Here is a 23,460-nt window from a genome sequence, read left to right as displayed (position 1 = left end):
CTCCAGTGAGCGGGAGAGGTTAGCGACCTCCCGTACCGTTTGCTCAATGTCACCGATACTTTCAATGGTTATCTTAAACGCTGTTTCATCGTCCTTGCCCTCAGCTTTGAGTTCACGGAACCGCTCCTGTAAATCGGAGTGCAGGTCGGACTTTAATTCGGTGACGCTTTTTACTCCATCGTATGGCGTAAATACACCGTTCAAATAATTCGTCAATTTCTGATTCATAATTCATCTCTCCTTATAATAAGTTTTCAAGCACGCGCTTTGCGTACTCCCAATTGTTTTTGTTGCGGGCGTAAGCAGTCATACCCTTTCCAGTAATCCTAAAATATTTACGACGACCACCCTGTGATTCATCACCCCAATACCACTCGATATCACCGTCGGCCTCAAGCCTCCGGACGCTCGAGTACATCGTGGCTTCCTTTAATTCATACTCGCCATCCGAGAGGTCTGTAATCAGTTTTACGATCTCGTAGCCGTAGCGGTCAGCTTCGGATAAGAGCCGTAAAATCATCGTATCGGTATGTCCTCGCAGCAGGTCGGATGTAATTTTGTTCTCGCTCATGTAATCAACCTCCATGTTTGTATAATAAGACATATTACCATGACTGTCAAGGTAGTATTTCTAATTAATTACTTTGCCTATAAGTGAGAGCTCTTTGGCCGTCCTATTGAGGAATCACAAAAATAAAAAAGCCGCGCTATGCGCGGATCTTCTTGGAAGTATGTTCTTTTCCTTTGATAATGCAGTGTCACTCTAAATATTTTCCTTTTCATCCGATATGTCCCAGGTTCATTTTCCATTCGGTTTGACCTTAGTCATACATATTTAAATGCTGATTCCCACGCTATCCTGCCCGTTAGCTTAACAAAGAAAAGGAGCAGCTGCCGCAGCAAACTGCTCCTTGTATGTTCAACTAACGTTCTCCGTTAGCTCAATGATTGTCTGAAAGAATTATCTGTATTTGGTGCTTGGTCGTAGGTTTATCGGAATTGATTCAGGTGGTAACGCAATCTATACATCATAAATGCCGGGCTTGCTATAATTATTAGCAATGAAAATCCACAAATCTTCGACGACTTGATGAGGATACAGTCAGTTTTGAGGGCCTATCATATGTTTAGCAAGTACACCTTCGATGTATATTTTTCATTAGTCAGGTAATATTTCTTGCCGTCGCGTTGTAAAATTCCATTTTATGAAGCTTGCCGTTTCGTCGAGAGAACCGTATCATAAGTTACGTTGCTATTATTCAAAGAATAAGAAGAGCAGGAAGGATGACTGATATCATTAACATTACTGAAAAACAGATCGTCGTATCCTTGGAGCCCGAATATGAAACYGAATACTTGAAGCTTTTGAATAATTACTTTACGGCTTCCGAGCGAAATATCCGGGCCTCCTCTATTCATGAAAAAAAACAGCTCATGGCGATTAAAGAGCAAATGGCGCTTATGTGCAACCAGAATCCGCAAAAAATAAACATGCTGAGGTCCATCATCCGAGATGTGAGTGACAGAAGGGAAAAGGCGGTCGTCATCTCCAAATCGAATGCCGTCACCGCCCTGTTATTAGACGAGCTTTCTGCGGACGAGGACATCAAAGGCGTTTTTATTATTACGACACAGCTTTCCATCCATGAGGTTAATGAGATGATTGACAGATTTAATAAAATCCCGGAATCCACCGTTCTGCTTATTACGGATTCCGTCAACACCGGTCTCGACGTTACGGCGGCAAATCATCTTGTGCACTATGATTATCCGGCCCGCTACTCTGATATTCTGCAGCGCAACAACCGCATATCGAGACAAACTTCATATCATAAAGAAGCGACCATATATTATCTCCTAACGTCGGGCAAAATCGACGAGTTCGAATATCGGGAATGCCGGAACCCATAGTGTAACGCTGCAGCAAGGCTGCCAATCAATTCCGCGGCAGCCTCATGCTGTTGTCTGATCCTACTCAATCTTTCTTTGTTTATACGTTTTCGTAATCGCAGCTTAATTGGAATTTATCTATCGTTACCCATTAATTCAATCATTTTCTTCACCCTTGTTAGATTAAGATATAAAAACATCGCTCATCTCTGCTAATCCATAATCATTCCAACAACTTGTTTCGCGAATGCAGCATAGGATTCGATTAGGTCCGGACTTTGATCAATAGCCCACCTGAGGTTATCGAAAGCCCTTAGTAAAAGCAAATGCCTCATGTCAGCAAGGTCTTTTACACTTATCCCATACCCGTCTAAAAACGCTTTGAATTCCTCAACACTTGCGCTTTCTTCTAGTCCTAGGATTTGGTAATGCATCAATTGAGCAACAGTTGCATGCGGTACCACGCTTACTTCTGCATTCCAATCCAGCAATATAACTTGGTTTGCCTGATTGACAATCGTATTCTTTAAAGAGATATCTCCGTGGTTTAAACCGAAGCGGAACGGTTCACTTTTCAAATTTTCAAACAGTTTTCTTACTCTCTGCGATTCCATCTGAGTGATTACTCCAAGCTTAATCAAGCGATCATACTCCGTCAAACTATTGATATTATACTGCACATACCCTTGCCAACTGCCGTCCGATCCTGCATGAAAAGGTGACTGAAACTCACCATGGACTGGATCAATCAGATTTTCCCCGTATCCTTTCACTGGAATCGAATGAATAAGCCTGGCATATTCGCCAAGCTGCCTCCAAATATCGGATTTTGGAACCGTACTGTCTATCCCGTTGTTGCCATCTATAAAAGTTTGAATCATATAGGCTGTTTCATCAACGATACCAATGGACAAAACCTCAGGTCCAGGAATACCAACTGCGGCTGCTTGCTCGATGCACCATTTTTCTTTGATAAAGCTTGGAAATGTATCTTTATYGTTCATGCGGACAACAACTTTGCGACTCTCCGTCTCAACTACGCAAACCTGATTTGTGATGCCTTTACCTATGATCATATATGAAGTTTTTACTTGTTCCCGAAGAAAATCGCCTGCAATTCGTTCTGCTTGTATAACTACGGAGTCTTCCAAAATTTCTTTCATCCCCTCAAGAGTAGTGCTTCAACGAGCTCTACGTTTTAATATAACTCTGACCGTTAGCTTATACCTTCTCGTAACATTCCCTTATTCACGACGTCCCACCGACTTAAGGCTTTATATGTATTATTAATATTGAAAACTAATTGCCGGGCAGTTGGATGCCACGCCAGTCGCTTACATCGCATTGGCCATATTCATTATCACCCACAGCAACCATCGTGCCGTCCGATTTAAGCCCGATTGTATGAGCGCAACCCGCCGCAACCGCCACAATATCGCGCCAGCCACTTACATTGCATTGGCCATGCTCATTCCTACCCATAGCCGCCACCGTGCCGTCCGATTTAAGCCCGATTGTATGATTACTACCCGCCGCTATCGCCACAATACCGCGCCAACCGCTTACATCGCATTGGTCATGCTTATTCCAACCCACAGCCGCCACCGTTCCGTCCGATTTAAGCCCGACGGTATGAAGGTAACCCGCCACTACCGCCACTATGTCGCGCCAGTCGCTTACATTACATTGGCCATACCGATTATTACCCACAATCGTCACCGTGCCGTTCGTTTTAAGCCCGACGGTATGCCAGTCACCCGCCGCTACCGCCACCATATCACGCCAGCCACTTACATTACATTGGCCTTCATTATTTCGACCCACAGCCACCACCGTGCCATCCGATTTAAGCCCGACGGTACGACGCCAACCCGCCGCAACCGCTACAATATCGCGCCAGTCGTTTACATCGCATTGGTCATGCTTATTCCAACCCACAGCCGTCACCATGCCGTCAGATGTAAGACCGATTGTATGAGCATTACCCGTGTTCGTCGCCATATGAACATTACCAGCCGCAACCGCCACAATATCGCGCCAGACGCTTACATCACATTGGCCATATTTATTATCACCCACAGCCGTCACCGTTCCGTCCGATTTAAGACCAACGGTATGACGACGACCCGCCGCTATGGTATCTTTAGGCCATCGTTTCACCTTTAACGCCGTTTCAATCGGTGAAGTGTAATCCATGTTTTACCTCCTTGAAAACTAGACCTGTTTTATTATCAGGTCATGCTCCTTGCGAACTTTGCAAACACCTCCGAGCGTAATAACAAAAGAATGGATGTTTGGCTCTAGCCATACATCCATTCTTTTGTTGCATTGATACTATACCTGCAGAGTCGCAGTAATCGGATAATGATCCGATGGGTATTTGCCGCCGTACTTGCCCTTGTCGACATTCGCTGACACGATCCGAATATTCGGCGTAACGAATATATAGTCGATCGGTTCACCTTCTTCGCCGCCCATGAAACCATGATAAGTACATCCCGGATTTACATCAAGGTCGGTGTATGTATGGCGCAGCCCTGCTTGATTCAGAGACTGGATCGTTTTTGTTTCCGGTTCACAATTGAAATCGCCTGTTAGAATCACGGACGCTCCGCTGGTCATATTCATCTTGTCCAAGATGAGCATAGCTCCTTTTATCCTTGCTTCCTCGCTTATGTGATCCAGATGCGTATTAAGAATCAGATATTCCTGCCCGTCGATTTGCCGCAGCCTCACCCAAGTGCAAATGCGCGGACAATCGGTGTTCCAGCTTTTAAAGCCAAGCTGCTCCGGCCGTTCGGACAATCCGAAGGTGCCGCTTTCGACTGGCTTCAGCCTTTCTTTCTGGAAGAAGATCGCGCAAAACTCACCCTCTTCGCCGCCGAGCCTGCCCTCTCCGATCCATTCATATTCGGGAAGCAGCTCATTCAAGCTCTCCAGCATCGGCAAGCTTCCTTCTTGCGTGCATACAATGGCTGCTCCAGACGCTTTAATCGCTTCTGCGGCTGCTTCAATACGGTTAGGCCAGGCATTTTCCCCATCCTCCGCGACATGGATACGAAGATTAAATGTCATAATCGATAATTCCACAATGATCCCTCCTAACATGAATATAAGATAAGCATATGGCGAGCTGACGGGATAATCAACCCTTGACAAAGAGAAGATGAGATTCCTATATTTTGGTATGGTAGGGTAACCTATGATTCGGAATTTCATATCATTTCGTAATTAACGCCAAAAAGTAGAACAGTCTGCCTTATCCAAAATATTGAACTCGATCATTTTCTCAAGTAGTGAGAAATCAACTGGACTATCCCACTTGATACGTACCAACTCCTTGCTGTGATCATAGCCAGCCTGGACAATTTCATCAGAAAAATGATTAATCCCTGCCCTTTCAGGGGCAACAGCCAAATGATGTTTGGCTATGCTAAAGCCAATAATAAACGTGCCGTGATCGGTAAACATAGGCTGATTCCACGCAATTTTCGGCATTAAATTTGGATATTTCTTAGTTACCCAATCAAAAATTTCTTCCGCTCGGGCCCGATGCTGCGGGTTATCAATACGTTCTAAATATTCTACAAAAGCTTCCATGTTGTTTCCTCCTAAAATATAAATGATGTCATTCGTAGACTTTCCATTTTATGATCATGAATTTAATTATTTTGGTTTTTTACTCCCCACTCACATAGCTCTTCCAATACGGGTAATAATGTTTCCGCTTTATCCGTGAGACTGTACTCGACTTTAGGAGGAACTTGAGGATACTCTTTCCGATTCACCAAACCATCAGCTTCCAATTCTTTAAGTTGTGAACTCAATGTTTTATAAGTAATAGCTCCTATTTGTCTTTTCAGATCATTAAAGCGAACCGGTTGGTTTTCTGCTAGGAGATAAATAATAACCATTTTCCATTTACCGCCGATAACTGAAACGGTATAGCCAAAAGGTGTATCTTGAATATTTTTAACTTTACCTTTATATTCAGCCATACTCATATTTACGCTATCCTTTCGGGTAGTACCTATCAATAAAGTGCGTACTACTTTTTTATTTGTGCTCAGTTTATACTAACCATACTTTTAAGTAAAGGAGAGAAAAAAATGACCAAAAAAACAATACGCCTGTTAATGCCGCAATGGCAAGGGGGAAATAACCCTAACTACTCTTTTGGAGCCGAACTGCTTGCTTGGCTAGCTCCGGACAATGATCAACCCCTTATTAATGTACCCGTTCAAGCTTATGATGGAACCCTGCTTGAAAACGAGAACGGTACGAATGGAAGAAAACAGCTGCTTGAACAATTAGAGGCTGCTCATCATATCATTGATGCTCATAAGCCAGATCGCATTGTCATGTTTGGTGGCGACTGCTTAGTCGAACAAGCCCCATTTGCCTATTTAAACGAACGATACGGTGGGGAGTTAGGTTTAATTTGGATCGATGCTCATAGTGATTTAGTTAGAATTGTTGGGTATGACAACGGACATACATTACCTCTTGGAAATCTTTTGGGAGAAGGAGATGAAGAGTTCGCAAAACATGTGAACATCCCTCTAAAACCTGTAAATGTCTTTATAGCGGGATTAGAAACTCCTACAGAACAAGATACAGAAGTCATTCAAAGACTAGGTATTAAAACTGCTGGAACCAAAGAGTTAATGAACAGTACTGAATCGATAAAAGAGTGGATTAAAGAAAGCGGCGTTAAGCACCTAGCTATTCACCTTGATTTAGATGTGCTTGACCCAAAGGCATTTCGTTCTTTATTATTCGCCAACCCTGAAGCACCTTATAATCTTTCTCCTGCGGGAACTATGCAAATGCCTCAACTACTTAATCTGATTAAAGAATTATCTGAAGAAACAGATGTAGTTGGGTTAGGTATAACGGAGCATATGCCGTGGGATTCTATTAACTTGAAGAAACTGCTTGGAGAAATACCTATTTTAAATAAGTAAAGTCCTGGATGTGACGTTGAAGTTGGGCTAGGTTTGACGCTTACGTTTAAACAACATAATGATATAAAGAATGACGGGTATAATTGCAATGAAAATCTTATTAATATGTAAATTGTCCGTGATGTAATGTCCAATCTCTAGATGCGATTGCCAACTTGTAGGAAGAAGTGTAGTGAAATAAATAATTCCTCCGACGGGAATAGCAAATCGCCTGTAATCCACACGAAACAACTGAGATAAGCCAAGTATTGCTGCTAAATACCATAATGTCGCTTTGATAAATATCCCCGTATAAAAAAGTAAAATGACGAGTGCGTCAAAACGCTCGAATATTTCAGCGACCTCAATTAGCTGTACGGATTGTAATAAAGGCACAGTACTAATTTTAACTAATTCAGGGCCCAAAACGATCAGATTTATTATATTAGTGAGTAGGATAACCATACTTGAAACAAAAAAAGCTAGAATTGATGTTTTAGTCAATTCTTTCTTTTCGTTTAAATTACTCCAGAACATGAGAAAAATCACCATTTGTCCAAATGGCATCCAAACTTCATAATATAAACTACTTTTTAATACAGGTTGCATTCCATTTTCCAAAATCGGAAGAATTCGATCCAAATATACAATTCCCGAAATAAAAGGCATGGTAATTAATATAAGATAAAATAACAGTACACCTACCACGATAAATTCCGCAAACCGAAAAAAGACTTCAATCCCTTTGTAAACGGAATAGATCGACAAAGTTAACATAATCAGCATAATAATGGAGATAGGGCCATGTGGAAGAATAGTAAAGAGGGAAAGATCGCCGAAATCACGTACATTTCGCATAGCTTCGTATGTAAATAACACGGTATAGAGCAATAAGAGTAACTTTCCCACAAAGGAACCAAAATAGTGAGTCAATAACAGACTCAGATTTTTTTCTGGTTCCCTTCGTTGAATCGCCAAAAAAAGAAAAAGCAGCATTAATCCAAGCAGCATACTAGTAATGACTACCAACCATGCGTCTTGATTAGCTTTGATACCTAATTCAAATAATGGTGTGCTGCCAATTTGAAATAAAATAATCATAGAGCCCAACTGATATTTGCTAATCCGTTCCATACGAAGCCTCATTTCTCATTCTTTTTTCCCAGACATCTTAGAAAAAGAATCATCAATCATTCCGGTTTGTCGGATTGTTACATGAACCTTTACGTCCATGCTTATTTCTGTGAACTCATTATCCCAATTCTTACTGAGCTCTTTCCATCTTTGTGGATACGATTTGTGAAATGTGTCTCCGAAGCCCAATGCATCGGCTTTCATTTTCTTCAGCGCATGAAAGGAATATTCCACATCATTTTTTATTTGATTTTGTATGTTGTTTTCTAAAATTTTCAAATTTTTCGTCTTTTTTAGGTCTAGATCGCAGGTTGTTTCAACTAGATTTCCTTTTGCTTCAATTTCTACTTTCATAAACAAATGATCATTCAAAATATTAGGTATTAGTTTTGTATGGGATTTTTCAACTAAAAAGGAGGATAGCTGTTCGCTTCCACTCTCACCTTCACATGAAAAGACAATAGTCGTTCTTTTGATTTTATTCGTTATCCAAGGTATACCAAGACTTTCTTTCCGACTTAACCAATTTTCAAATTTATCCCGCTTAAATACCCCTACTCCATCCAATGTCAATGTGGCGTCATTCCGAGTTTTTTTAAGTGCGTCTAATGAATTTTGTTTCTCTGACTTACCCACGATTTTAATTTCTGGCAAAGTAGAACTAGATGTTGAATTTGTCATTGTAGAAATTAAATCATGTAACTTAGTCTGAATAATGTTGGTTTGTTTATCACCTTGCCCGCTTATCAAATTGGAAATCGCGTTAGCTGGATTGTTTTCTAAAGGCGATAGAATCCCCAACACATTTTTTGCTTCTACATCCGAAATTAAAACATTTGCTGTTTCTCTTGATTCATAACTTCTTAAGTAAGCATCTAATATTTGGTTGATTCCATATTGGGCAACACGTTTGCTGATAATAATAACTTGAGTATGAGAAAAAAATAGATGGCGAGGGGCCTCTAAATCACTTTTTTGAATGGCCTCAAGTACGGTCCTTCCTTTTGTTGAAAAAACAGTAGCCGGAGAATGAGAGCCACCACCACCGTTTTTACTCGAAGTTGACTTTGGTATTATAATTTGAAAGGTCAAAACCCATTGATTGCTTTCATCTAAATCAAAGGCAACTGCACTGATGATTCCTAATTTGTTAAGTTCAATATGGTTCGAACAACCACTGGCAGCTAATAACATGATGAAAATAATCAGAAGAATTATTCCTCGTTTCATTTCCTGATCCCCTTTTGGTGTCCATTTCCCGGTTGTATGAAAGACATCGTTACTTTTCCTTCTCCTTTCCCTTGTCAGAAGTCTCAGGACGTACGTTTACGTTTTGGCGCACGTAATTGTTCTTAGAGAAAAGACGCGGTCTGGTAACCATCATCCACCAGGGCACCCTTACTAAAGAATCTTTTAAGTTGCTAGGTACGAAAGGAGCTATTGGTGCCATATAAGGGACACCGAAAGAACGTAGAGATAACAAGTGGATTATTATGAAAAAGAGCCCCGACAATATCCCGAACAATCCTAATACTGCGGCAAGAATCATCAGAATGAATCGAATCAATCGAGCAGCAATCGAGATATTAAATGCCGGAACAACAAAGTTGGAGATCGCCGTAAAGGCTACTACAATTACCATAGCAGCTGAAACAAGACCCGCTTCAACTGCTGCCTGTCCTAAAACAAGCGCTCCTACGATCGAAATTGCAGAACCGATTGCCCTAGGCATACGTACCCCTGCTTCCCTTAAAACCTCGAATATCAATTCCATCATTAATGCTTCAAAGAACGCCGGAAAAGGAACGCCTTCCCTTTGTGCCGCAAGACTGACCAACAAGGTCGTTGGAATCATTTCTTGATGAAAAGTCGTAATTGCAATATATAAGGAAGGAAGAACCATCGAGATGGCAAACGCAAAAACGCGCAAAAGACGTAAGAACGAAGAGATATCGAATCTCTGATAATAGTCTTCACTGGCGATGAAGAACTTAAGAAATGTAATAGGCATTACAAGGACAAATGGTGTTCCATCCACTAATACGGCAACTTGCCCTTCCAGTATGGAAGCCGCCACCGTGTCTGGTCGTTCTGTGTTTATGATTGTGGGAAAAGGGGTTAACGTTTGGTCCTGTATAAATTCTTCAATATAGCCACTTTCGAGTATGCCGTCAATTTCAATGCGATCGAGCCTTTGAAGCACTTCGTTCACAACTGAATCATCGGCTGTCCCTTTAAGGTACATAACAGAAACATCAGTCTGTGTCACCGATCCAATTTTCCGGTCGATTTTCCATAGTTTCGGACTCTTTATTCTGCGCCTGAGTAAAGCAACATTAGTGCTTATATTCTCTGTGAATCCGTCTTTGGGTCCGCGAATAACCGATTGAGAAGAAGGCTCTTCTACTCCTCTTTGAACCCATTTGGCAGAACTTGCAGAAATAGCTTCATCCAAGCCATCTGCGAGAATAACGGTATCTCCTTTGTATAAAGCCGAGATCAAGTCATCTATTTTACTTACGGTATTAGTGCCATTAACGGTAATAACTTTATCTTTTATGGCTGAAAATAATTCATGTAAAGTTCTACTTTGAACGGTATTTGCGTCTACATCTGACAAGATCGGGTTCATGATGTTATCATTTATCAATTCGGCATCAGTTAGACCATTTATATAAACAATTGCCATGGACAATCCATTGGCCCCTTGAAACCTACGTATGACAAAATCAGAGCTATTTCCGGTTAACGCTATGATGCAATTAATATTTTGCTGAAGATCGTCTGATAGAATTTCTTTATGGTCGTTATTGGGTTGTGGATCTTGTTGCAGATCCCCCTTTTTATTTCGTATATACATTTGCTCGAAAAACTTTTTCATCTTTGCATCCACCTAGAAGTAAATTAATACTTCCATTATCGGTTTTGATTTAAATATCCATACGTATGTCAGAGGGGTGCTTAATACTCAAAATCGAAAAACCGGTCATCTGTGATGACCGGTTTTTCTCCAACTTCACTTTCCTATACGTCCCTAACTTTTTGTCATCCTTGATACTCTCTTTAATTACTGATAATCCTTCGCCAATTCCGTGAGCTCCTCATAGGCTTGCTCCGGCGTAATTTCACCGAACATGATTTTTTCTCCGACCGCTTTGAAGTCCTTCTGCGAGAAGTTGCTCCAGCCCTTAGGCTCCGGTACATACAGCTGAGCATCCGACGCCGTATCGGTAATTAACGCAATGCCCATTTTATCGGGAGCGTTAAATTTCGGAGTCAGCTTCTCGACAATCTTCTTAGAGACAGGAACGCCGCGGGATGTACCTAGCAGCTCAGCTACTTCCGGATCGTTAATAAACCAGTCGATAAACTTTTTCGCTTCCTCCACATGCTTTGAGTTTGCGCTTGCGCTCCAGAACATTGACGGTTTGAGCCAGCCTCCAGCCTCCTGGTTTCTCGGGATCGTTACCAAATCGAATACCCCTGGCTTCAAGCTATCAAAGCTGTTGGATTGTGCGGCGTGAACGACACGCAGCAGGGTAGTGCCGTTTACCATGAGATCAAGCTGAGGATCAAGCTCCTTATCCGTCACACTCACCTCGCCCGGAGGCACAATCCCCTCTTTGCGCAGTTCAGCAAATTTATGTTGATATTCGAGGTAAGTATCCTTATCCAAATTCAGCTTGCCGTCTTCCGTAAACACTTGTCCTAAGCCTTTGCTCAGCTGATAATTTACGTATTGCCCGAAAGAGGCTGAAAGATCAGTTAACGCGTAATGATCGGAACCAAGCTTTGCTTTCGCTTCTTTGCCGAAGGCGAAAAATTCGTCCCAGGTCCAGCCGCTCTTTGGCTTCGTAATGCCCAGCTTTTCTACAGCCTCTTTATTATAGACCATCCCGATAGCATTATTGCCCAGTGGAATGGCGTATAGCTTGTCCTGATATTTCCCTGTGCTTAAAAGAGAGGCATCGATATCTCCCGTCTCTATGCCCGTAGATAAATCTGCCAGCTGCTTACGGCCTGCATATTCCGCCAAATAGGACGCATCCATTTGAATAATGTCCGGTGCATTTTTCGCCGCAGACTGGGTGGCCAGCTTATCCCAATAGCCTTCCCAGCCGGAAAACTCAGGCTCGAACGTCACATTTGGATTTTTTGAAGTATACAAATCGAGCGCCTTTAAAGTAGCATCATGTCTGGACTGAGATCCCCACCATAAAATGCGCAGCTTTACCTCGCTTGCGGCCGCTTGGTCCGTGCTCTCCCCCGCCGTGCTTTTCTCATTGCTGCTGCCGCAAGCGACAGCGGTCAGAAGCATGATTCCCGATATTAGTACGGTGATCGATTTTTTTACATTCATTTTCAAAGTGAATCCCCCTTTTAGCAATGAATAAACCGTTTACATTTCATATGTTAACAACCAACCGGATAACCTTGGTATACGAGGGATGCACAATTTATTATAGAAATGCATCCTTTTTAGCCTTTTACCGATCCGGCTGTTATCCCTTCTACGAAATGGCGCTGGGCCAAGAAAAAGATAAGGACGGAAGGTACGATCGAAACAAGAGACATCGCGAGCAATTGACCCCATGGGACGGATGACTGGGAATCGACGAACATGCGCAGCGCCAAACCGACTGTGTATTTATCCACCGAGTTAATATAGATCAAATGTCCGAGAAAATCATCCCAGTTCCACAGAAAACAGTAGATCGCTACTGTCACCAATGCCGGCTTCGTCAAAGGCAGCACGATTCGCCAGTAGATGCCGAACCAGCTGCAGCCGTCTATTTTGGCCGATTCATCCAGCTCCTTCGGAATGCCTCTAATAAACTGTACCAAAAGATAGACGAAGAAGGAGCCGCCAATTCCACCCGCGAGCGTATGCGGAACGATAAAAGGCAAAAACGTATCGACCCAGCCCCAGTCGTTAAACATTACATATTGCGGAACCATCGTTACCTGATGGGGCAGCATGAGAGTCAGCAAGAGAATCGAAAACCACAAGCCGCGCAGCGGGAAATCGAGCCGGGCGAACGCAAAAGCGGTCATACTGCAGGCAACAATACTTGTAAGGAGCACACCTATAATTAATTGAAAGGTATTCATATAGAAGTGGGTAAACGTAAATCCAGGTATCGCCGTCCATCCCTCGCTGAAATTACTCCATATCGGATGCTCAGGAAACAGACCGGGCCTCGACATTTCCTCATTCGTCTTTAAAGAAGCCCCGATCCACCAAAAGACGGGATACATCATGACAAGGCTTAATAGGCTGAGCGACACGTTTTTTTGAAATAAGCTTCGTTTAGAGCTCCGCATCATCCTTTTTTCCTCCCATCATTCTCATAGAATACCCAGTGCTTCGCGCTCACGAAGATCAAGGCAGTGAAAACGGCAATGATCACGAGCATGATCCAAGCCAAAGCCGAGGCGTATCCCATCTGAAGCCGTCCGAATGCGCGGTCGTACAAATATAGAGCGTACATATACGTAGAGTTGATCGGTCCGCCGTGCGTGATGATGAACGCCTGCGTAAACATTTGGAATGAGCCGATCGTTTGAAGCACTAAATTAAACAAAATAACCGGCGAGAGCATAGGAAGCGTAATACTGAAAAACTGTCTGATCTTGGTAGCTCCGTCCACCGAAGATGCTTCATACAGCTCTGTCGATATTTGCTTGAGTCCGGCTAAAAAAATAACCATAGAAGAACCAAACTGCCAAACCACCAATAAAATCAACGTTCCTAGAGCGGTTTTCGGATTGCTAATCCAGTTCATGCCTTCAATCCCAAACAAGCCCAGCAGTTGATTAAACAGCCCGTCCGAGTTAAAAATGTTTCTCCAAAGAATAGACACTGCAATGCTAGTCCCGATCAAGGAAGGGAGATAAACCATCGTTCTGTAAAAGGACATGCCGCGAATATTTTGCTTTAGCAGCAGCGCAATCAGCAGAGCAGCGAACAATTTGAGCGGAACCGAGAATAGAACAAATAAAAACGTGACCTTAAGGGATTGGATAAACACCGCATCGGAAGTGAAAATCCGTTCATAGTTCCCGAGCCCGGTCCATTCCGGCTGCTCCAACAGAGAATATTTTGTGAAAGAGAAATACAACGATTGCAGCATGGGCCAAAACGTCAATAAAAAAAGTCCGATTAGCCATGGGGCTAAAAACAAATATCCGGCTACCGGCGATTCCCATCTGCTCAGAAAGCGGCTCAGCAGCGACTTCTTTTTCCGGACCGGTACCGCATTCGCCGCATTAACAAGGACTGTAGAAGAGCTCCGATTCATAGTAGCATCACCTCTGTCTGGTTTATATAAGTTAATCATATAAGACCAGCAGAGAATGAAAAATAGGAACGATGTACACTTTGTTATACATATTAACAAAAATAGAAGAATGCAAATTTTTTAGCTCGAATCCCAGACCATTGAGATAACTACGATTTATTTTTATACAAATCTGTCGGATTGCAGCCGGTATACTTTTTAAATAACGTACTGAAATAAGGCACATACTTATAACCGACCCGGTCCGCGACCTCGTAGATCAAATACTTCCCTTCCAAAATCATTTCTTTCGCCTTCTCCATCCGTATCCGCGTCAAATAACTGTTGAAGGACTCCCCCATCGCCTTCTTAAAGAGAAGGCTTAAGTAGTTTCTCGAAATATGAATACGATCCGCCAGATCGGATATCATAATGGGCTCTGCATAATGCTCATGGATAAACTGAACGATAAAATCAACGGCCTGTCGATGCTTAATGTTCTCATTGCTGCTGCGGGAGCCGCAAATCAGATCAATTTTTCCGTAAAGCCACTCCTTCAGCTGCTCCAGCGTCGTAACGAAACGCAGCTCCCGGGTAACCTCGTCCACCTTCGCGATGCCTTCCAATTGAACGCCTACTTCAAATAGCGTATAAGCAAAAATAGTCCACAGCTCCGTACCCAGCATTTCAAGATTGCGAGCCGATACAGCCCCGCCCTTGCTCCACTGGCCGAAGTAATCATCCACAATCTCTTTCGCCTTATCCTCTTGGAACAGCTTCATTGACTCTGCCATTTGCTGATAAAATTTAACCGGACGGAGGGAGATAGGGTACGCTTGCTGCTCTTTTTTTCCGCCATGGACATATTCGTATAAGTGGATGCCTTCTATTGGCGCGGTGTTTTTAAAGTAAAGTGCCTGGAAAGCCTCCTCGGTCGAATCCGCAATTTCCAACCAATTCGGCTTAAACGTTCCGATTCCGGCATGAAGCGTAATATCCAGGAAGGAGCGGACGCTTTGAATGACCCTTTCCCCCAAGCGGTACGCTTGCTTCATCGTAAAGTCGCTCCATTCTTCATTCGGAGCATGAAGGATAATCGCCGCGTGGCTGCTGAATAATTCCACATAGTGAGAATCTGGCCACTCCTCGCGGGAGAGCTCCTGAATAATGTTTGCGATGGCGAACCTGAACAAGCTCAAATCCTTTGTCGAGGCCCTGGTCACGCGGTCCGTGCGAATAATTTCAATGCCAATCACCGCATGGCGGCGGTCTTTCCAATACCGGTACGCTTCGGGAATCATCCGGGTATCCGGAAGCTTCGTATGCTCCGGTCCTGTGGTGACCGATTTGATCCATTCTTTCTCCACGAACGGCTCGTACAGCTTCAATTTCTCTTCCAGCTCTTCATTGCGATGTCTTTGCTCCAGCTCTTCCTCCAATGCCGCGATCGTTCTCCCCAGTACTTCCTGAATCGTCTGAACGCTGATCGGTTTGTTTAAATAATCGGCAATCCCCAGCCGGAGCGCTTGTCTTGCATATTCAAAATCCGCGTAGCCGCTTAAAACAATAATCTTCCCGTGAAAATTCGCTTTGTTCAACTGCTCTACCATATCCAAGCCGTTAAGCACGGGCATATAAATATCGGTGATTACAATATCTGGCTGACACTCCTGAACGACCMGCAGTCCTTCCTCCCCGTCCATCGCCTCCCCGACCCATTCCGCATCAAGCTCCGTCCAGGGGATGACGCTTTTCATTCCTTCCAAAACGTTCCGGTCGTCATCTATGATTACAATTTTCCACATGCCGCATCACCCTGCCTGTTCTTCTTTATTGTTTAACACTGGAATACGTATGAGGACCGTTGTCCCGGGGCCATCCGTATTCGGCATTAACTCCAGACCGTAGCTGCTGCCAAAATAAATGTCAATTCGTTCTCTGACATTGCGGATTCCGTATCCCCCTGTTTTTCTCTTTTTCGGCTCCTGCCAGTCATCCCTTAGACCGTTGCCGTTATCCGTTATTCGAAAAACGACTTCAGCATTCTTGGTGACCTCCGCACATACCTCGATCGTCCCCTCTTTCTTGCCGTGAAACCCGTGCATAATGGCATTCTCGATAAAAGGCTGCAGCGTCATCTTCGGAATATATAAGTCCCTGATGGTTTCAGGTACGTCTACCCGTAAAACGAACTGCTCACCTAGGCGAATCTGCTGAATCTGCATATAGCATTCCATGTGCAGCAATTCATCACGGATAATGATTACGCTTTCACCGTTCGAGAGGCCGATGCGGAACATTTTTCCCATTAACTCCAATATGGTACTCATTTTCTCCTGTCCGCCTGCAATCGCCATCCAATTCAGCTGATCCAAAGTGTTATAAAGAAAATGCGGATTGATCATCGCCTGCAGCGCTTTAATTTCCGCTTCCTTCTGCCTCTGGTACTGATCCTCTAATGAAGCGTACAGCTCCTGAATACGTTCGATGAGCCTGCGATAGCCTGAAAATAACGCTCCGAATTCATTACGGTACCCCGCCGGCAAACTAACTTTGTTGACATTAACCGAATTTCGGCTCATTTCATGCAGCAGCAGCCCGATCGGCTTCACGAATTGCCGGGAGAAAAACAAGTTGAAGCATAGCGCGATAAGCATGGCTGAACCTCCTGCCAGCAGCAGTACCATAGCAAGACGAAAACTTCCTCCCGTAATATCCTTCCATGGAGTCGATTCGATTAACGTCCAATCCCTATCAAAGTGCTTTGCCCATACCATCAAATGTTCGCTTGAATCCGAAAGGCCGCTGTTAACGGATTTCGTTTTCATATAACCAGACTMGCCTTTGATATTTTCTAAATAGGCCTCGACCTGGTCCTGCGACATAGTGTCGCCGCCGATCATCGTAATAAGCCGCCCCCCTGAATCGAGCAGAATCCGGTTTGCCGCAGGGTTATGGCTTTCGATCAGCTTCTTGATGGAAGACGCTTTAATATTCAACAGCAGCAGCCCGCGGTAATCTCCTGCAACCGAATACACCTTGCGGACAAAGCTGATGACCCGCTTCTCACCTTGAACGGTTCGAATGTCGTGCTCTCCAATCCAACCGAAATCGTTATTTTCGATAGCCGGGTTATACCAAACTTCTTCTTTGATTAAATCATGCTCGATAAATTTCACCGGGCCCTGTGGCTCAAATTGAAGCGTTTGCTTAATATAGAAATGAACGGACTGAATATCGGGTGTCGAGAAAGTAAGCTGTGCCAGGAACGACTCCATTTCCTCACGCTTCTTGTAATTGGAATACTTGTCCCCCGGCACGTTTACATCATCCAGCAGATTCGTGTTCCGGGTAGCCGTTAAGGAAATCTGTTCGATCGATTTCATTTGGATATCGACTTTATTATAAAGCTCATTAAGCAGACCTTGCTGGTAATAGGAAGTATTCTGCACCATCTGCTGTGCGGAGTACGAATAAGCGATCCAAATGACAATAGTAAGAAGCGTTACGATGAATGCTGCTGAACCGCCGAACAGAAGGTAGTCTATGCGGTATTTTTTAAACATGCTAGGTTCGCCTCCTGAAATATCATAATAGCCCTCTGGAGACACTATAAGCATATAGAAGTCAAGATTACAAGACTTAAAATGGAAAATACGAATACATGCACGCTAAATAAACGTACTCGCCTATCCGTCTCACTTCGCCAAATTTCATTTATTGAGCTAACGTTTCCCGTTAGCTTAATAAAAAAGGAACAGCTGCCTCCGTCGGCAGAACTGTTCCTTTTTTTGTTGAACTAAAGCGTGGTTGGTTGATTTATTTATTCCATGGGGTTTCAGTTTTATGCTCGATGACTTGTACTACTTTTCTTTCAATATCTTTTTTCATTGAACTACTGCTTTTAGGAACTTCACCCTTATTTTCAGCTTGGATTTGTACATCAACCTGTGTTTTTGCAATGACATCAATCAATTGTTGTTTAGAAACATTTCTAGACTCTGCAATCTCGACGACAGATTTTCCTGTTGCTAATTCTTGTTTTAATTCTTGTGCGCTAATTTTTAATAACGAAATTAATTTTTCATCGTTTAAAAAATAATCTGCAGTATAATCGGGCTTACCATCTCTTGAAAATAAACCTTCTACTTTAATATTTGAAGGTGTAGGTTCACCTTTTAATACTGATTCAATTTCTTTAGAAGTTGGTGCTTTGTTAGTTGTCTGTACTACCCCATTTGTTTCTTTTTCTTTAGTAATTGGTGCTATTTCCGTTGTTCGTACTACCTCATTTTCTTCTTTTTGGGCTGCATATGCACTAGCAGCTCCCACTAATAGTATTGTTGACATACCAAGTGCAGTGAATAATTTGGTTTTGTTCTTTACCATTTTAATAACCTCTTTTCATTGTTTTATTTGCTGTTACAGATATAAATATAATGAGTACATATAGAGATGAAGTGAAGATAATATAAAGTTGAAATATAGTTTTTATTTCTTGATAACAAGCGCGTGACTTTCACATAAAAAGTCTGATTTCTTTACTTTAAGTAAAAAATCAGACTTTTTTGTTAATGTTGCTTTCCCTATATGACTTCTTCTTTTTCTATTTATCATTCAACCATACTGCCCGTTACTTCAATGAAAAAAGCAGACTGCCGCTGCAATCTGCTTCATTTCACTATCGTGTCCAGTTAGCTTAACATGCAGATGCCGCGTGTCCGTAAGGATGGGTAAAATGAGTGGAACATTTACAAAGTAGCATCCTCACGAACTATCTTTCTCCGTTAGCTCAACGAGGTACGAGATTGTTTCCAGAAATGATACGAGCTACTTCTGAAGGTTTCTCCAAAGTAGCTCAACACTTGGAAACTCTGCCCACCCCGCCGACGCATTGTGTGCCTCCCGATTGTCCCCGCGGTGAGTGAACAGAACCACCGGCACTCTGTTTTTTAGTGCTCAGAAAGGGGTAGGAATCGGAGGACACGATACGGCATCGATGAATCGCGGATCGATACCATAGAAGTACCAGTATGATCCGCTCCATCTATACCCTGCAACACCGTCCATATCGACAAATGTCGGATAAAACCAGAAGTTCTCGCCAGACCTAAGCCAAACATAGGTGTACTGGTAAAAGCAATCGACGATATAAGAAACAGCGGGTTTCGGCGGGATGAATGCGGGAGGAGGAGACTGCGGCGGTTGTCTCATGGATCCTTTATTTCGCATATGAGCCATAACATCACTCCTAGCGTAAGATATTCATGATTTCACATGAAAGTGTATCTTATACTACGTAGGTGAATAGCTACTTGACTGTACGCATGCCTAATCATAACCATTTTGCACGGTCAACCGCTCCAATTACTGTCCTCAAACATAAACTCCACGAAATAGCTGTTATTATGTGTACGAATGCCATTTCGCCAGGGGAGTTACACTGATATTATTTTTTAGAGCAACGCTTGCTCGACTGACTTCTCCCGACTCTTGCTCCTGCACAATGGCGAGTTTCTGCTACGACACAGCTGGTCGCGCGCCCAAAGAATAATAATCCCGCAGTACTGATTGCTTTCATAAATATCCTATCCGTGAACGTTACCTTTCGGTACAATGGACATGATAATACTACTCAAACAGTTAGAACCAGGAGGAACATTCAAGATGAACGATCAATTCGAGCACCTTTTTGATTCGGCTCCGGCACAACAGTTGCTGGAGCAGATGTACGGCAGTGAAGAACGAGAGCGACAGATCGACAGGTACCGGAGGTGCATGGAAGGATACAGTGCGCAATATGGAAAGACAGAGTCATTGAAATACTTCAGTGCGCCGGGTCGCACAGAGATAGGCGGCAATCATACGGACCATAACAATGGAAAGGTGCTGGCGGCTAGTATTCAGTTAGATACGATTGCGGCTGCAGCAGCCGTGGACACCGGAGTCATTTCCGTAATTTCCGAAGGGTATCCAGGCATGACAGTCATCAATCTAGATGATCTGGAATCGCAGGCAGGCGAGGGCGGGACGGCTGCTTTGATCCGCGGTATTGCACACGGTTTCCAGCAGCACGGGTACCGAATCGGCGGATTCAATGCTTACGTCAGCAGTAACGTGCTTCCGGCGTCAGGACTCAGCTCCTCTGCATCTTTCGAAGTTCTGATCTGCCAGATCCTAAGTACTTTTTATAACAACGGAGAGATGGATGCGGTCATGATGTCGCGCATCGGTAAGTATGCCGAAAATCTTTATTGGAACAAGCCATCAGGGATGCTTGACCAGATGGCCTGCTCGCACGGCGGTATGATCACAATCGACTTTAAGGAGCCGGCAGAGCCTCAGATCGAGCGTATTCCAGGTACCTTTGAAAGAGCGGGTTACAGCCTTGTCATCGTCAGCACCGGCGGTAACCATGCTGACCTGACGGAGGATTATGCTTCGATCCCGAACGAGATGCGGGCAGTGGCGCAAGCCTTCGGTGCAGAGGTATGTCGCGATTTGACGGCAGAGATGATCTACGGCCGGCTCGCGGAACTCCGCGAAACTGCCGGAGACCGAGCGGTGCTGCGGGCGCTGCATTACCTGGATGAAAATGACCGCGTCGGGCGGCAGATAGAGGCAATTAAGGCGGGCGAGTGGCAGAACGTGCTGAAGTATATTACCGCTTCAGGTAATTCCTCGTGGAAATGGCTACAGAACATCTACCAAGAATCGGTGTCCCGTGAACAGGGAATTGCGCTTACACTCGCCATTACCGAACGTTTCATCGACCAGTTGGGCGACGGTGCCTGCAGAGTACACGGTGGCGGCTTTGCCGGCGTAATTCTCGCCGTTCTGCCACATTCGGCGGTAGCGGAATACCGGGAACTAATAGGGCGTACGACTAGCACGGAACTGTTCACGATCCGTGTGCGCGAAATCGGAGCGGTCTGCTTGAATACGCTCTTGTAGGTTCGGATGGCTTAATCGTCAATTGTTGCTTCCCTTATACTAACAGGTTATTTATTATTCACCTGTCTATCGTAAGGGGAGCATGCAATGGCAGGATGTTGTAGTGAGTTTATTGAACTATCGTTACCCGTTAGTTCAATTATAACTACCTACTTAAAATAATGAGCGATCTCGCTTGGCAGTTTGCTCTCAATATGAGCAAACCCAAATTGCCCATCCTTTTCCATTATTCCATAGTTATAACCTAACGCATTATCACTTATAAACAAAACAGTGTATTCAGGTCCCTTTTCAAAGTGAAATTCATTGTGGGTTCCTTGATTGTTGAATAAAACAAGAAAAGAACTTACATCTTCTCCTTTTAGTTCTCGTAGTAATTTACTACCCCTAAATATTTTGATCTGTTTAAGTTGTTGATCTTGGATATTGGGATAATGAGATTTCCCATCCTCCCCATGCAGTACATAGGCGAGATAACCAGAGATATTGGTTACTAAACCAGCATTATTACTATCGGCTTTTACTGCGACCACATCATGTTCAGGATACCCTGCAATTTCATATACAGGAGTGCCTTCTGGTATTACTGATCCGCGCTCCACTTCACCAATTTCCGAAATTCCTGTTGTGTCGACCAGTGCCAGTTCCCAAGCATTAAGATAATGCTTATCACCAATATTGATATAATCTGCATAGTCTATTTCCGATTCTAAATTAGGTTCGGACACAGGGGACATAGAATTGGATTGCGCACAGCCCCCAATCAAAATAGCCAAAAGGAAAATGCAAACAACTTTCATCATATCACCTCGATTCTTAGACGCTTAGCAGATCATAATAGTTATGCTAATCAACCCGTTAGTTTAATAAAAAGAGCAGGCATCTGTAGCGCCCGCTCATTGATGTGTGCTATTCACCTATCGTACCCCGTTAGCTTAACAGAGCCTTATTTATCTGGGCTATACGTCAAAGGGGGAATTCCCCATTATTCGGGCTTTACGAGTATATACCGATAGCGATAAGTCAATACTTGGAACACTGTGAGGCAAGGAGAGAGTGTGAAGATGCAGACAACAGATGAAAAAATCACGGGAACTCAGCTAGGCTTATTACTCTTTACTTTTGTCACTTCCACAACCATCTTAACCATTCCTGGGTGGATGGTGATGTTTGCAAAGCAGAATGCTTGGATTTCCGTAGTTCCTTCTATTACAACAGGTTTATTAACTCTATGGGCGTTGATTACCCTCGCCAATCGTTATCCGGGTTTGACCATTTTACAGTATAGTTCAAAAATCCTCGGGAAATGGTTAGGGAAATGTTTGGGGCTTTATTACATTTATTTTTGGTTTACGTCTATTTCGGTTTTGACCATACAGCATACCTTTTTTATTAAAACGCTTCTATTACCAAAAAGCCCATCCATAGTAGGCAGTGTGTCGTTATTGATACTGTGCGGTATAACCGTTTATATTGGAATAGAGGTCATTGGAAGATTAAATGAGTTTATTGCACCATTGATCTTAATTTCTTTGATTCCGATCTTGATTCTGGCGATTGGTTATGCAGAACCCGTTCAGCTAAAGCCATTTTTAGGAGAGGGAATACTACCGGTATTGCAAGGAGCTGTCATTCCAGCAGGAGCATTCATGAATCAAGTGTTTATATTGGGATGGCTCCTTCCTTTTTTGAATCAGCCGAAAAAGGCTCGCAAGGTCTCGCTGATTGCACTCTTCAGTATTTCCACTTTAATATTTATCATAGTATTACTTGCGATTATGGTCCTCGGTTCTTTAACGGGTAAACTGACCTATTCCGTTTTAAGTGTGATGCAATATATTGGTATTGAGGGTTCATTTGAACGTCTGGAGGCCATCGCTGTTGCGATGTGGGTGATGGGGAATTTTGTAAAGGTATCAGTAGCATTGTTTATATTTTGTCTTTGTATTAGCCAACTCTTCGGCATCCAAAATTATCGTGATATCGTTGCCCCGTTAACATTATTATCTATAATTGGATCAGCTTGGGTTTTTAAAAGTGGCTCTGAGCTTCAAACTTATCTTGCCTTCGTTTATCCGAGCACGGGTTTTATCACACAAAGCCTCATACCGTTGTTACTTCTCATGATAGACACTATAAAAAGAAGGGTAGGCCATTCCGAACTGTAACCCGGAAGATAGACACTAGAGAAAAAGTGCCTATCTTTCGGGTTTTTGCGTTGCACCGATAACAGCAATTTCAAACCCAGCTTCAAC

The 23,460-nt window shown here is 43.3% G+C and carries 21 protein-coding genes and 1 pseudogene; 4 read left to right on the top strand and 18 right to left on the bottom strand.

Annotation, left to right across the window (positions count from 1 at the left end; genetic code table 11):
- Together AC1DLI_RS30605 and AC1DLI_RS30600 are read right to left on the bottom strand one after the other, a co-directional pair.
- Positions 1-228, bottom strand: a 228-nt coding sequence (locus tag AC1DLI_RS30605; protein ID WP_477608888.1) for a permease prefix domain 1-containing protein, incomplete at its 3' end; no start/stop codon positions are given.
- A 13-nt stretch (positions 229-241) separates the two neighbouring features.
- Complete coding sequence (locus AC1DLI_RS30600; protein WP_477608886.1) at positions 242-571, bottom strand: PadR family transcriptional regulator; 330 nt, start codon at positions 569-571, stop codon at positions 242-244.
- A gap of 713 nt (positions 572-1,284) precedes the next feature.
- Between AC1DLI_RS30600 and AC1DLI_RS30595 the strand changes: the two genes are divergently transcribed.
- Positions 1,285-1,911, top strand: coding sequence for a helicase-related protein (locus tag AC1DLI_RS30595; RefSeq protein ID WP_477608884.1), 627 nt, complete (start codon positions 1,285-1,287; stop codon positions 1,909-1,911).
- 191 nt (positions 1,912-2,102) lie between these two features.
- Here AC1DLI_RS30595 and AC1DLI_RS30590 read toward each other — a convergent pair whose 3' ends face one another.
- The 5 genes from AC1DLI_RS30590 to AC1DLI_RS30570 form a co-directional block, all read right to left on the bottom strand.
- A complete protein-coding gene (locus AC1DLI_RS30590; protein ID WP_477608882.1) occupies positions 2,103-3,053 on the bottom strand; it encodes a phosphotransferase in 951 nt (316 codons plus the stop codon).
- Between the two features lie 136 nt (positions 3,054-3,189).
- A complete protein-coding gene (locus AC1DLI_RS30585) occupies positions 3,190-4,086 on the bottom strand; it encodes an RCC1 domain-containing protein (protein ID WP_477608880.1) in 897 nt (298 codons plus the stop codon).
- 138 nt (positions 4,087-4,224) lie between these two features.
- The gene (locus tag AC1DLI_RS30580) at positions 4,225-4,980 is read right to left on the bottom strand and encodes an endonuclease/exonuclease/phosphatase family protein (protein WP_477608878.1); all 756 of its coding nucleotides are present in this window, start codon (positions 4,978-4,980) and stop codon (positions 4,225-4,227) included.
- Positions 4,981-5,121: 141 nt separating this feature from the next.
- Positions 5,122-5,490 carry an iron chaperone gene (locus AC1DLI_RS30575; protein WP_477608876.1) on the bottom strand — a complete coding sequence of 123 codons (369 nt, stop codon included), beginning with the start codon at positions 5,488-5,490 and terminating at the stop codon, positions 5,122-5,124.
- A 62-nt stretch (positions 5,491-5,552) separates the two neighbouring features.
- A complete protein-coding gene (locus AC1DLI_RS30570; protein WP_477608874.1) occupies positions 5,553-5,894 on the bottom strand; it encodes a winged helix-turn-helix transcriptional regulator in 342 nt (113 codons plus the stop codon).
- A 105-nt stretch (positions 5,895-5,999) separates the two neighbouring features.
- On the opposite strand from AC1DLI_RS30570, the gene AC1DLI_RS30565 reads away from it, so the two are divergent.
- A complete protein-coding gene (locus AC1DLI_RS30565) occupies positions 6,000-6,857 on the top strand; it encodes an arginase family protein (protein WP_477608872.1) in 858 nt (285 codons plus the stop codon).
- Between the two features lie 27 nt (positions 6,858-6,884).
- Here the strand turns inward: AC1DLI_RS30565 and AC1DLI_RS30560 are convergent, their stop codons facing one another.
- From AC1DLI_RS30560 to AC1DLI_RS30515, 10 genes and pseudogenes are all read right to left on the bottom strand, one after another.
- Positions 6,885-7,970: a GerAB/ArcD/ProY family transporter gene (locus AC1DLI_RS30560; RefSeq protein ID WP_477608870.1), complete on the bottom strand. Its 1,086-nt coding sequence runs from the start codon at positions 7,968-7,970 to the stop codon at positions 6,885-6,887.
- Between the two features lie 15 nt (positions 7,971-7,985).
- Positions 7,986-9,200 carry a Ger(x)C family spore germination protein gene (locus AC1DLI_RS30555; RefSeq protein WP_477608868.1) on the bottom strand — a complete coding sequence of 405 codons (1,215 nt, stop codon included), beginning with the start codon at positions 9,198-9,200 and terminating at the stop codon, positions 7,986-7,988.
- Between the two features lie 49 nt (positions 9,201-9,249).
- A complete protein-coding gene (locus AC1DLI_RS30550) occupies positions 9,250-10,851 on the bottom strand; it encodes a spore germination protein (RefSeq protein WP_477608866.1) in 1,602 nt (533 codons plus the stop codon).
- Between the two features lie 186 nt (positions 10,852-11,037).
- Positions 11,038-12,330: an ABC transporter substrate-binding protein gene (locus AC1DLI_RS30545; RefSeq protein WP_477608897.1), complete on the bottom strand. Its 1,293-nt coding sequence runs from the start codon at positions 12,328-12,330 to the stop codon at positions 11,038-11,040.
- A 119-nt stretch (positions 12,331-12,449) separates the two neighbouring features.
- On the bottom strand, positions 12,450-13,298 hold the full coding sequence (locus tag AC1DLI_RS30540) for a carbohydrate ABC transporter permease (protein WP_477608864.1): 849 nt from the start codon (positions 13,296-13,298) through the stop codon (positions 12,450-12,452).
- Positions 13,295-14,272 (bottom strand): carbohydrate ABC transporter permease, encoded by a 978-nt coding sequence (locus AC1DLI_RS30535; RefSeq protein ID WP_477608862.1) that lies wholly within the window; start codon positions 14,270-14,272, stop codon positions 13,295-13,297. Before AC1DLI_RS30535 ends, AC1DLI_RS30540 begins: the two co-directional genes overlap by 4 nt.
- 149 nt (positions 14,273-14,421) lie before the next feature.
- Positions 14,422-16,056: a response regulator gene (locus AC1DLI_RS30530; RefSeq protein ID WP_477608860.1), complete on the bottom strand. Its 1,635-nt coding sequence runs from the start codon at positions 16,054-16,056 to the stop codon at positions 14,422-14,424.
- Between the two features lie 6 nt (positions 16,057-16,062).
- Positions 16,063-17,817 (bottom strand): cache domain-containing sensor histidine kinase, encoded by a 1,755-nt coding sequence (locus AC1DLI_RS30525; RefSeq protein WP_477608858.1) that lies wholly within the window; start codon positions 17,815-17,817, stop codon positions 16,063-16,065.
- A 253-nt stretch (positions 17,818-18,070) separates the two neighbouring features.
- Positions 18,071-18,421: pseudogene (locus AC1DLI_RS30520) on the bottom strand (hypothetical protein); the annotation flags it as partial.
- A gap of 789 nt (positions 18,422-19,210) precedes the next feature.
- Positions 19,211-19,492 (bottom strand): transporter, encoded by a 282-nt coding sequence (locus tag AC1DLI_RS30515; protein WP_477608856.1) that lies wholly within the window; start codon positions 19,490-19,492, stop codon positions 19,211-19,213.
- A 426-nt stretch (positions 19,493-19,918) separates the two neighbouring features.
- Between AC1DLI_RS30515 and AC1DLI_RS30510 the strand changes: the two genes are divergently transcribed.
- Complete coding sequence (locus tag AC1DLI_RS30510; protein WP_477608895.1) at positions 19,919-21,205, top strand: galactokinase; 1,287 nt, start codon at positions 19,919-19,921, stop codon at positions 21,203-21,205.
- A 149-nt stretch (positions 21,206-21,354) separates the two neighbouring features.
- On the opposite strand, the gene AC1DLI_RS30505 is transcribed toward AC1DLI_RS30510, so the two are convergent.
- Positions 21,355-22,008 (bottom strand): hypothetical protein, encoded by a 654-nt coding sequence (locus AC1DLI_RS30505; protein WP_477608854.1) that lies wholly within the window; start codon positions 22,006-22,008, stop codon positions 21,355-21,357.
- Positions 22,009-22,269: 261 nt separating this feature from the next.
- Here AC1DLI_RS30505 and AC1DLI_RS30500 point away from each other — a divergent pair, with 261 nt between their 5' ends.
- Complete coding sequence (locus AC1DLI_RS30500; protein ID WP_477608852.1) at positions 22,270-23,373, top strand: GerAB/ArcD/ProY family transporter; 1,104 nt, start codon at positions 22,270-22,272, stop codon at positions 23,371-23,373.
- Positions 23,374-23,460 lie beyond the last annotated feature (87 nt).

The sequence above is a fragment of the Paenibacillus sp. 01T443 genome, from assembly GCF_056398325.1.
This window is presented reverse-complemented; position numbering and strand designations above follow the sequence as displayed.